Source organism: Bacteroidota bacterium, assembly GCA_016718825.1.
In the GTDB taxonomy this organism is placed as follows: Bacteria; Bacteroidota; Bacteroidia; order J057; family JADKCL01; genus JADKCL01.
Genome location: JADKCL010000065.1, coordinates 287,189 through 298,240, shown reverse-complemented (window position 1 = coordinate 298,240; position 11,052 = coordinate 287,189). Strand labels below are relative to the sequence as shown.

Below are 11,052 nucleotides of genomic sequence, written 5' to 3'. Positions count from 1 at the left end.
GTCCCTTCCTCCCCTTACAACCAAGAAGGCAGATCAACCCGAAATCGTCCAGCCAGCGATGCCATGGACGAGGTCGTCGTCTGTCGACCCCAAACAGGCTATCTAGATCACCTCCTTCCTTCGACCTCGACTACCGACCGATGGCCGGCCCAACAAGTCGCGAATAGGTGCGCATTTCGCGACCGTCGTCGGTTTCGGTGTTGAATGCGTGCAGCGCCGCCACGGTTCGTCCGGCTTGTATCCACTGCGCACGAGGTCGAGCAGGTGCTTCAATTTCCAGTTTGTCACCGTTTCTCCATCCATGCCCACGTAGGCGATGTGGCAAACGGGGTGCAGGCGGTTGCGTGAGGCGGTATGCAACCCGCGGGTTGCGGTTGCGCAGCGCGAAAATGACCCCGGGGCGAAGGCCGAGGTCGCCACGGTGCGGGCAACCACGGCATGCAAGCCATTGGGTGCGCTCGCCAGATTGTCTCTTGGTTTTATGATGATTCAGCAAATCCACATACGAAGTCGTTCAGCCCCATGTCGGTGATATTTACGCCCCGCTTTGAGGTCTTCGAGATCAATCACTTCTTCCTGAAGGCGACGAAGCCGCTCCTTACGGTAGGAAACGTCATTTCGTGCATCATACATTGTCATCGCCCGTAGCAGGACATCGACGATGAACCGCGTGATTCCACACGTTCTTGAGGCGATGTACTCAAGTCGAGGAAATGTCTGGCTGAATTTCACCAATTGAATCACACTGTTCTGAGAAACTGATGGCGATCCACGCGGCCAAAGCGCTGGATAATTCGTACGGGATTCCAATAAGGCCAATCCTTATCAGGTAATCGCAGTCTGCAGAGCCCACTTTCTGAGATGCAGTCCGTGGCGATCAGGATGTCGATTTCGCCATCTTCCTGCGGCAAATGAGCTGCTTCTTCCTTTGACCTTGGAGAAAAAGCGTGAGCAAGGATTGGAAGTCGTATCCCTTTTTGAGGTTGTTCTTCGGCGCATCCTTGCCCGTGTGACTTTGCCGGAATGATTCTGGCAACCTTCAACAGCGGTGCTGGAAAGATGCAAATGTACAGATAATCATAAAGATCAGGGGGTCGCAGAAGATGAGGACTTTTTTGTTGGAGCCATTGATTGGCGCAGCAACCTTGGCCCGCACATGGGCTATCAAATGTTGCAATTTGGTGTCCTCCGCAGGAGTTACCTTGTGCATGTCCACAAGCAGCGCATTGATGATGGCCAGGTCGGCTTCGAGGTCATATTTCCATGATGGAAGGTCCATATCTGCAAGGCTTACCTGCACCTTGCCTGTTGTTTTTTCATCCACCTAGTTGCTGAGATCCTTTGTATCCTCTGCATCCAAATCCACTCTAAGGCATCTACTCCAATCGTGAACCGAGTGTCTTGGTGAGTGCTGAAAGGATGCAATTCTCTTTCCAACATCCTGCATGGTTGGCCTGAGAGATTCCATGGCCAGTCGGAAGGACGACACCGAATCCTAGTCGTTTCCTCAGGGCAAATTCGTATTTAACTGGCGATTGCAAGCTACGCTCACGGTCGATTTGTCGCAATTTGCCCTTGCCTCCCTCGACTTTCGTGTCATACATGTCCTCATATTTCCGCATCCGGCTCTGGAGAATGTAACTCACCGGAGCGTAGATCCCCAATTTCGTCAAGGAAAGGTGGCGGTAGATTTCATTGAAGCTCATCACGTCGGCGCGACTGGTAAGCGGCGAGCGAAACGACTTGGGAGGCAACCTTTTGGGAAACTTGCCGATGTCTTTGGTATCGTAAAGTCTCGATATGGCTTCCGTGACCGCGCGATAGTCGCTGTGTCCACACATTCAGCCAAAGTCGAAGTCCGCTGTTGAGAATCGCCTTCGGCGTTCTGCGATCGGGTTTCAGTTTTGACCAACGCGTGCGGCGGTGCGCACTGCGAAAAATCTCCTCGACCGAACGGTTGGTTTTTAGTTAGCTTTGCAACTGGCGAGTCACCTCATGGCCAGCGCGAGTTGGTTGCGTGGATCATTGAAGCGGGGTTGGCCAACGTTGCCGAACCTCATCAAGACCTTGGTTTACATTATCCTGATCACCGCATTCATCAAACGTTGATACCGGGTTTCCTTGTCCTTAAATGCATCGTTGTTGCGGAAGTGGTGTTATTCGACCATCCCAGCAGGTCGGAAGGTTCCCAATTGATGCGATTCAGTGGTATCCCAAGGATTTCGCCACCTTGCGCTGAAGGTCGGTATGACAGAGCACGTCATAGTTCAGCCGATCCTTGGCCAGGATATTGGTCTTCAGGTTCCGGTTATTGAGCCAGTTGTCAACCAATTTTTGGGCATGGCTGATAGATATCAAACATCGTTTACACTCCAAATATCGACATCGTTTACACTTCTGGCATTTTCTCTTTTCCAAGAAGATGTTGCTTTTTGGGTAAAGTAATGACAGAAAGTAAGCTCCGAAAATTGATGTTGGTTTTGCATTTGGAGGGTCTTTCGAAGGTTGAGATTGGAGTCCGGACGGGTAAGAGCCGACAATGGGTTCATAAGTGGATCAAGCGTTATGAAGCTGGGCCTGAAACCGACTGGAGTCAAGACATTTCCCGCCGCCCAAATACCGTTTACGGTAAGACGAATCCTGAGACTGAGCGACTAGTTCTTGAGGCCCGCGACCGTCTTGCACGCACGAAATACGCCCAAATAGGTGCAGTGGGGATTCAATATGAGCTTTCAAAGCCAGGTCTGCTGGCAGCAGTTCCTCCAACCTCGACGATCGACCGGATCTTGAAGCGCAACGGGCGTATCCCTCTGGGGCAAAAGTCAACGTCCAAAAAAAAGATTACCCATCCCAGTATTTCTGCACTGACGAGATGGATCTGGTGGGGCCGCGATATCTCAAGGGTTCGACACGACTTTACTGCTTCAACCTGATTGACACCTCGACGCATGCGGTCCATATCGAACCAATCCGGAGCAAGGAGGCCGTAGAAATTGTCAGGGGCATCATAGAGGCGTGGCGACAGTTGGGCCTGCCAGATTGTCTTCAAATGGACAATGAGATGACCTTCAGGGGGTCCAATCGGCATCCAAGGAGCCTGGGCTTGGTGCTGCGGTTCGTCTTGTCGATGGGGGTCGTTGTGAGGTTCATCCCTTGCGCCGAGCCTTGGAGGAACGGGATGATTGAAAAGTTCAACGACACCTTCGACAAGCGGTTCTTCAGGGTGCAGAAGTTTGCCGATTTCGACGCACTCAAGGCGGAGGCGGCAGTATTCCAGCAGTTCCACAACGAAAGGCATCGGTATAGCACCCAAGGCGGGCGTACGCCTCAGCAAATGCAAGAACTCTACAGCCCGAGGCCCAAGATGAGACTTCCTTCAGGATTTGACCCGAAAGTGCCGCTACAATTGGATGAAGGGGTCATCTCATTTGTGGAGATTTATTCGCTCCGATGGAGTACTGGAAGTGTTGGGAACGAGGTTCAGGGTCGACAATGGTTTGATTTACAGCTATGTCGAAGCAGATCTCATCATCCACCGGCATACACTTGTAGTTTCTTCAAACGACGTCGTCCATCACCGCTTCTCCTTCGTCATGCCCGTTGACTGGTAAAACACTGAGCGAGTAAGTAATTTGTAAACGATGTCATGGTATTTTGCCATCCCTAGCCGCCCCCTAGGGGGCAAAAACCCTTGCCCGCCCCAAAACGGAGTGTAAACGATGTTGTGGTATTCCTAGCACTCCTAGAATGTGTCTGCGAAAACTCATTGAAGATGTTGTAGAGCATCAGGAAGTAGATGCGCTCGGAGAGTTTTCCTGATAAACGGACTCAATGTGGAGGCAAAGGGCATCGGTGACGTCCTTCACCTTGCCTTGGTCGTTCCAGATTTGCTCGAAAAGATTCAGCCATGTATGCGTGTAGGGTGCGTCGCTGAACTTGTTCACGAAGTTCGAAACGGCGTTTCCCTTCTGATAACCGAGATCCACCGCAGTAAACCCTTGAATTGGCATGTAGGCTGTATCCTCGCCGTCCTTTTCGATGCAAGCAAACTGCTGCATCGGCGATTTGGAAGCATTGGACCGGAATTGAGCTTTTTTCCGCAACCACGCCGCACATTCTTTGGCAATCGCACGTTGGGAAAGCTTGTTTTTCAGGTGGATTTCAAATTCGCTTCCGTAGAGGTCATAGCTCGTTCCAATTTCGGATATGAAACTCACGGTGTTCGCGCTCGGGTGGGTCTGTGACCCCCCCGGGCAGAAACGCGGGCGCCGTGAAATGAACTCCAAGGAATCTATCTGTGCAAAGTTCGCGTTTGAGCGCCTCGAGCGTAGATCGAAAAACAGGATGCCGCGATCCGAGCTTGGTTGCGCAGGCTCTTTTTGAGTCGTCGCCCCATAGGGTGTTGATGTTGTCGATTAATTGCATGGTGGCGTGGTGGTGATTTTGCCGATTGCGTGGGCGGGTTCCAGCCGCCCTATCCCTTTGAGATTTCAAAGGCGTCCTTGTCGCGACGGAGGGTGAGAAAGTGACTCTCATCCTGGCGAATATCGGAAAAAATTAGGTGGAGAATAGCAAGCTGCTTGACACTCCATCCAGAACCACCTCTGTGCAGTCACTATTTCCGAGGCCTATCTAAGTGCAAATCGTCCATATTCCCGGAATTGTAATCTTCGTTAATGACGGTTATCAGGTAATCATCAGGCAGAGTATTTACAAATTCAACATTCTAGAACAATCGACCCCTGAGGATCGCTGTCCAGAGCTCGTAGGTCCACAAAGCCCTACCATCGGTTCAGAAGGGAAACGTACTTATTTGAGTGGCTTGAAATAATTACTGGGTTCAATTTCAACCATTGATAGAACTTCAGCTCTGCAATTGAACTCAGTATCGGTTTTATAAAATGAGCCGGTGAATATAAACATCAGCTCTGCATCCACCACCACAAGCGACAACAAATCTACAGGGCGTGGCACTGTCATCTACATCCCTTACGCGTACTCCCCAAGATTCTTTGCCACTCCAGAAGAGCCTATAATATCTTTCGATATCATTCAAACATGTTTGCAAAAATGTCATATCAAGGGATGGGCAGGATGAAATGTCTCCTTTCGGACGAAACGGTCAAAGCCGCCGACGACCTCTACATGGCCCGATTTTGGGTCATATTTCATAGGTTCCGAGCCAACAGAGAATGAGAACGAAAATGACTTGTTGACGTCCAAATTCGAAGCTTGGCCTTTCCTTGATATACCTTTCAATTATGTATTTCAGTGTTAGGGAAAATTTTAATTCTCATCTACCTCAAAGTCGTTTTCCTTGCATTCCTGCGTCACAAACAAAATCAAGTCTCCAGCGATCAACTTTCAACCTAATCATCAGGTCAAACATTGAAGGTTACTTCGTCATAATAAACGGAGGATTATCGTGTTGACGGACGTTACAAAATCGAAACCTTTTATCAGTCCTGATTTTATCTGTTACCTCCTTCCATCCTACCACTTCATATGTGTATGGGATTCAAGACCATCCGGCTAACTCTAAATTAGACCAGAGCTCTGCCTCGTTGATTTCCTGAAGATGTCGCTCGGTAATCAACAGGCCATTGAGGAGAATATAAAGTCGGATAGTCAGGGACGTACCTGGATCTCGATGAAATCTTTCCGCATAAAGGGTTCGCCAAGGAAAATCCAAAATCTCGAATTCCTAGTTCAAGTGCCAAATCGTAATGCTCTTCACTTGGTCTATGTTCAAATCCTTGCGGCAAGCGGAAATACAATCCGTATTTAAGCCCATGTAATAACGCAAGTTACACTTAAGTTAACTCAAAATGTAGAGACTTAAACCGATGCTGGAAGTCAGACACAAATTTTCAATTTATTCCTTGTCCTTGTAGACCGTATGGCATCCGGTATCATTGTTCCAATGCCCCATCGTGGAAAATACTGAGACTTTTTCCTTCCTTCTTCTCGTTTGCCGAGAAGGATCGCTTTTTTTCTTCTGCGGATAAATTTTCTTTTTCGTAATAGCAAATCTATTGCAAGTGATTTTCAAATCTAGAAGAGATAGTTTGAGGAGAAATGACTCATGTCATTCTTTTTTATACTATTCGTAACAATCCTTCCTGACTTTCAAACATAAGAACGAGCCCAGCCAAGTTTCTTAAGTAACATTGGGCTTTGACACAGCCGTTTATCATTCAACAATGCTCTCTCAAGCAATTCTGTTTCGTACCTATCAAAAACCATGTTACGTACCACGGAAGTGGCGCTTCAAGTTGTTAATACACCTATTCACGAAGGAAGAGCCTTGCTGCCTTCATTTGCAGGGCAAAGCCTTTACATCTTTGCTTAACCAACTTCAGGCCGAGCCGCGATTTAAAATCTTCCTTTCGCATCGATCTTGATCGGGCACGGCAAAAATATTCGGGTTTAATATACATGGTCGATCGGAGAAAGCGCAAGCGGTACGAGACTTCCTTCTCTGAAGGTTTCACCTCGAGTCGTACATTATCCCATTGTCAGTGCCCTCGAGAGATCTCGATTCGTGGATGGGGAAGATTTACGTTGATAAAGCCACCTAAAATTTGCAACGTGGAGGCCCTACAAACATGACATCACCAATCCGGACTAGGTGACGTTTGGGGATTTAGGACGCGGCCTAGAGGGAACTCTAGTGGTCCTCCACACGCATGTTGAAATGGATGAAGGTCTCTTCACTAAAATTGCAACCTTGCAAGTTCATCAGCTGATCACCACATCCAGAGCGTTTCGGCAACCTTCAGGCTTTGGGCGAATGAAATACACAGAAATAAGAAAATTCCGGAATTGAGCATTTCCGAGGAAGACTAATACCAATTGGCCTCAGTACTCTCTCATAGGCAAAATCAAATTACATTTACTCGGGAAGGAGTTCCACATTACGTTAATTGTTCCAACAAAATCCTTCGATGGAAAATACCTAGATCCCTCAAAATCAAGGCTCTGGCTTTTCTGATGTCAATACCTTCCAATTCAAGCTACCATCGACTGACCAGTTTGAAAGATTAGCACCCCATTTTGGCTTTGATGCTCTAGGTAGACCTATCCGTTGTATTCTTCCAAAGCCCCCTTTGGTGGGATTACAGTTAAAAAAACGTCGCAGAATGTGAAAACGCGAAGGCCCTGTTTGCAAATGGAGCGTTAGCCATTGGACTTTTGGGAGTTGTTCGATATGAAGAAATGCATTCTTGAATCAGGAGATCGGGGCCGTTATAGCCTTTGTTTTGGAGCCAATTCCTGGTTTTGCAGTTATTGGATTACACAAACATAGACATCCAACATAGAGTCTTCTATAACCCGGTCGAGTGCTCCAAATATTCCTAAGGAAATTCATAACTTTGTCACTCGGTCAAGATTAATTCAGTTAATCAGCGAAAATGAATGGAAACCAGATAAGATAACTCTGAATCAGGAGCTTTGTTTGCATTCAAGCGGATGTGAGTAATATCGAGTTATCAACCCCACACAATACCGTTGCGCTTTTTGGACTTCCGTTCGTCGCTATCATTGTCGAAGAAGCAAAAAAGTCTGCGGGCCGCATATGCGCTGAGAGATTTGGTTAGCTGCTTATATCACCTTTGATTCTCATTTATCATCCCAATGCAATTCCAGCTTTCGACAATGACCTCCTCGTTGAGCATGATTTTCTTCTGGAACTCTTGACTGGCTACTCTTTATACGAAATTGAGAAAAAGTAAGCTTTCGGATGTTTCTCTCTGTATTGGGATTTTATTTTGCAGCTGTTTCAATCAGATGATCTTTCGCTGGAGATGAGGAATGTTCCGCCAGCTGAACAACCTCAATATGGGCTTCCTATGATGATGGGATTTTACGACTTCTGCATGGTCGAGCTCTATCCTCTGTTTCTTAATTGCCAGAAGCAATACCATGAATGATCGAACCATGGATCCTTACTCCCAGATTTGGATCAGTTATGAACTGGCCCACGAAGAAGAATCAACATTATGAAAAACATCTTTTAAGCACACTATTGAATCTCTGATTCTCGGAACCAATCGCCGGGAAAGTTCCAAATCCGACTTCAGAAGTTGATCCTGTCTATACAAACGGCGTTCCCTAAGAATTTGACGCCTGGCACTTTACAAAACAAGTCACCGAGTGGTTGAATCACCTGAACCCGCACACCTTTTTCGCAAGTCAATGCCATATGAAAGCAAGTGTTGCAAATGATGCTCCCCTATTGAAACGCGACATCAACCTTCACGCAAAATCGCTCCTATGAACCAACCCTTGGATTCCTTTGCCTCCAGCTGTGACAAGTCGACCTCGAGCCGCCGAGCAGTGGATCACAACATCCTCTTGGATGCGCTCCAGAGAGGTTTTGTTGTCAGGTAATCGGGAAAGTAGGCCCGAAAAAGTTCTGTCACCAGTGGTAAATTCCGAGCAATGGGTTTTCGGTCAACTCAAAGGCTATGCGATCTCTTTCGTCGCCGAAGGTGCAGCAAAATTGATGGTATTGGATAGTCGATGGCATAAACGAGTATTCCTGCGATTTCGGCGTTAGAAGCGGCAACCCACAGGAAGAACTTCTCGGCATCAAGGACGCTGCCGCGCCAGCCGTTCATTCTGGATGCTGGCATTGTGGGCTGCCTCTGGATCTCCCAGGATGGTGATCGATGATTTCGATTACGGACTGGCGTGGAACCGCGAAGGAAGCTGATTGACGTGATACGAATCGACCAAGATGAACTGGCGCACGAGGATTGACGCCAGCTGTATTCGGCCCTCCATCCCAGGATGCACCGAGACGAACTCGTTTTGCGTGTTCAGCTGCCCAAAGTAGGCAGCTTTGTGCGACGGGGCACTCAATGCACATTTGAGCGTAGCATAAGCAATTGAACTGGCGACCCCGTCAAGGTCGGGGTTCTCATAGGGGATGACGTAACAATTGGGTCTCTTTTCGCAAATTGCGCGAACTCGTACTCCGGGTGTCCTTCCTGCCGCTAATGCGACAGAGATGCGCACAAACCGTGTTTCAGATCAATCGCGCTAAATCTACTAAGATGCGCGAAAGTGACAAGCATTCCGTCAATGTGGTTCAGGTCTGCGCAACCTGACCCGCTCCCGGATCTAAGGTATGGTAGTGACTTCCACTATACCTTCTTCTGCAGCTTCTAAAGCTCACATTCTGTCACAGCCATTTCTTCGATTCCCGAACCGTAGACTTCAAGATTTCATTGGAACGCTGGCAGCGCATCATTGAGTTGCTTAGACCTTGTGCAAGCCGCATCAATTTTTGCAGGTGTCGAACCGCTCTTCCACAAAAGGAGGTTGGGGACCACATCAAGGCCACCGATACTGCGGGATTGATCGCCACGATCATCACCAATGGTGTACATGACTCGGGGTTGGCTCGATTCCTCGGCCCCTTCCACCTAAAGCCATTAGGTTTCGTGCGACAGCGCATTGGAAGAAACTCAAAAGCAGCTCGAAGCGAAATGGGCGGCACGTGGCCGAAACGCTTGAAAAATTGATCTGATCCATGATTTCAACAGCCGTGGCGGGCAGCATCCTTTCCCAAAATCACCACAGTCGTCACCAACCTCAATTGGGAGGAAGACATGAGGGAATTCATACTACGAACAGGGGGGCTACCCGCTGAAGCTCCTTCAGGTGTTGCCGATCACCGGAGAGAATGATGCATCGTGGGAAGACCTCTTGATTACCGAAGCGCAGTTTCAAAGCATTTTGCGAGCGACACCCCACCTGAACCAGCGCGGCATCGAAGTGGTACCGAAACAAATGAAGAAACTGATCGACACCTATCATGGTGGATCCAGAAGGGCGGTTCTTTTCTAATCAGGGTAACAAATACACCTACAGCGAACCCATTGATGAAATCGGAGTGGCTGAAGGGCTACGTCAAATCGGATTCCAGAAGGAAAACCTTAACGGCATCAACCGCATGTTTCCTGAGAAAAACTCTCGAGTCAAGTTCGGCGTTGTTCATGGAGGTTTCGGCCCTTTCACATGGCCATCTCGACTGTACTTTGACCGCAAACGAAAGTGTGACTTTCTCTACATTGGGATTGCTAACCCAGACCCTAGCCTGACACAGGCCTACCAAGCCAATGAAGGAGGGCAACACCAGATTCGGATCCATTCACCTATTTCGAGCGGCGAAGCTATGATCAAGGCTGCTGTTAGCCGAGGGGCTGTCGCAAAGATGAATTCGAATTGGTTCCTTCCGATCAATTTTGCGAATACATCCGGTATTACACGCCATCTCAGCAACCTATTTCATAACGATCTACGATGCTGGGGTCGAAGCAAAAGGAAACACTAGAATTGCTGGGTCTCCGTGTAGATGTGTTGGAGGAAGGTGGCCAGAGCTAAAACTCTGCCGGGACTACGATCAGGAAACGATCACCGACCGCATTTGGGAAAAGTTTGTACCGAAGGCAGTGTCCGACTACATCCTTGAAAATGATTTGCTTCAACGAATCCAAACACAAAGATGACCATGGAATACAAGACCTTGGACCAGAATGCGCCGAGATCCATATATGGTGGTAAAGCTGAGGGACTTTCGTGGTTGAAATCCTTGGGTTACAATGTGCCTCCTGCAATCTTCATCCCTGCTTCCTACGGCAACGTGGGCGAAGGTGACCTCCAGCCGATTCTTGATTCCTATTTCCCTTCTGAATCGATGTTTGCAGTCCGTTCGTCTGCCTTGATGGAGGATGGAGCCGGGCATTGCTTCGCGGGGCATTTGCAACCTTCACTGGATTGAAGTCTTTCTTAGTCCTCGAAAGATCAAAGTGGTCAAGGCTTCCGGCACTTCTGGAGCGACTGAAATGGGCGTGGTGATCCAGCAATACATTGTTGCCGCCTATTCTGGTGTTGCATTTTCGTCTGATCCCAACACAGCCTCGGTGGAAAGCGGAATCATTAGTTTCTGTGGACGGCAATGGCGCCTTTAGTTTCGGGAAAAGTCGCGAAGTGATGCTAAGGTTTCCTACCAATCGCGGGAATTGAGTTCTCCCTCGATTC

At 48.4% G+C, this 11,052-nt stretch carries 11 protein-coding genes; 5 read left to right on the top strand and 6 right to left on the bottom strand.

Going from position 1 to position 11,052, the window contains the following annotated elements:
- Window positions 1-102: 102 nt before the first annotated feature.
- The 5 genes from IPN95_30300 to IPN95_30280 form a co-directional block, all read right to left on the bottom strand.
- Window positions 103-435 (bottom strand): hypothetical protein, encoded by a 333-nt coding sequence (locus tag IPN95_30300; GenBank protein MBK9453605.1) that lies wholly within the window; start codon window positions 433-435, stop codon window positions 103-105.
- A 305-nt stretch (window positions 436-740) separates the two neighbouring features.
- Window positions 741-1,043 carry a hypothetical protein gene (locus tag IPN95_30295; GenBank protein ID MBK9453604.1) on the bottom strand — a complete coding sequence of 101 codons (303 nt, stop codon included), beginning with the start codon at window positions 1,041-1,043 and terminating at the stop codon, window positions 741-743.
- The gene (locus IPN95_30290; protein MBK9453603.1) at window positions 1,040-1,324 is read right to left on the bottom strand and encodes a hypothetical protein; all 285 of its coding nucleotides are present in this window, start codon (window positions 1,322-1,324) and stop codon (window positions 1,040-1,042) included. Before IPN95_30290 ends, IPN95_30295 begins: the two co-directional genes overlap by 4 nt.
- A 52-nt stretch (window positions 1,325-1,376) precedes the next feature.
- Entirely contained in the window at window positions 1,377-1,841 is a 465-nt protein-coding gene (locus IPN95_30285; protein ID MBK9453602.1) for a hypothetical protein, read from the bottom strand.
- Between the two features lie 361 nt (window positions 1,842-2,202).
- Window positions 2,203-2,358, bottom strand: coding sequence for a hypothetical protein (locus IPN95_30280; protein ID MBK9453601.1), 156 nt, complete (start codon window positions 2,356-2,358; stop codon window positions 2,203-2,205).
- Between the two features lie 74 nt (window positions 2,359-2,432).
- Between IPN95_30280 and IPN95_30275 the strand changes: the two genes are divergently transcribed.
- Window positions 2,433-2,933, top strand: coding sequence for a helix-turn-helix domain-containing protein (locus IPN95_30275; GenBank protein MBK9453600.1), 501 nt, complete (start codon window positions 2,433-2,435; stop codon window positions 2,931-2,933).
- Complete coding sequence (locus IPN95_30270) at window positions 2,873-3,604, top strand: DDE-type integrase/transposase/recombinase (protein ID MBK9453599.1); 732 nt, start codon at window positions 2,873-2,875, stop codon at window positions 3,602-3,604. Before IPN95_30275 ends, IPN95_30270 begins: the two co-directional genes overlap by 61 nt.
- 181 nt (window positions 3,605-3,785) lie before the next feature.
- Here IPN95_30270 and IPN95_30265 read toward each other — a convergent pair whose 3' ends face one another.
- Window positions 3,786-4,217: a hypothetical protein gene (locus IPN95_30265; GenBank protein MBK9453598.1), complete on the bottom strand. Its 432-nt coding sequence runs from the start codon at window positions 4,215-4,217 to the stop codon at window positions 3,786-3,788.
- A gap of 5,609 nt (window positions 4,218-9,826) precedes the next feature.
- On the opposite strand from IPN95_30265, the gene IPN95_30260 reads away from it, so the two are divergent.
- The 3 genes from IPN95_30260 to IPN95_30250 all read left to right on the top strand — a co-directional run bounded on the left by IPN95_30260 (window position 9,827) and on the right by IPN95_30250 (window position 10,982).
- Window positions 9,827-10,345: a hypothetical protein gene (locus IPN95_30260; protein ID MBK9453597.1), complete on the top strand. Its 519-nt coding sequence runs from the start codon at window positions 9,827-9,829 to the stop codon at window positions 10,343-10,345.
- A gap of 177 nt (window positions 10,346-10,522) precedes the next feature.
- The gene (locus IPN95_30255) at window positions 10,523-10,792 is read left to right on the top strand and encodes a hypothetical protein (protein MBK9453596.1); all 270 of its coding nucleotides are present in this window, start codon (window positions 10,523-10,525) and stop codon (window positions 10,790-10,792) included.
- 28 nt (window positions 10,793-10,820) lie between these two features.
- Window positions 10,821-10,982, top strand: coding sequence for a hypothetical protein (locus IPN95_30250; GenBank protein ID MBK9453595.1), 162 nt, complete (start codon window positions 10,821-10,823; stop codon window positions 10,980-10,982).
- Window positions 10,983-11,052 lie beyond the last annotated feature (70 nt).

What these genes read in the sequence shown, in the direction of transcription:
- IPN95_30285 (MBK9453602.1), bottom strand. Translation starts at nt 1,841, where the DNA reads ATGTGTGGACACAGCGACTATCGCGCGGTCACGGAAGCCATATCGAGA.
- IPN95_30270 (MBK9453599.1), top strand. Translation starts at nt 2,873, where the DNA reads ATGGATCTGGTGGGGCCGCGATATCTCAAGGGTTCGACACGACTTTAC.
- IPN95_30260 (MBK9453597.1), top strand. Translation starts at nt 9,827, where the DNA reads ATGGTGGATCCAGAAGGGCGGTTCTTTTCTAATCAGGGTAACAAATAC.
- IPN95_30255 (MBK9453596.1), top strand. Translation starts at nt 10,523, where the DNA reads ATGGAATACAAGACCTTGGACCAGAATGCGCCGAGATCCATATATGGT.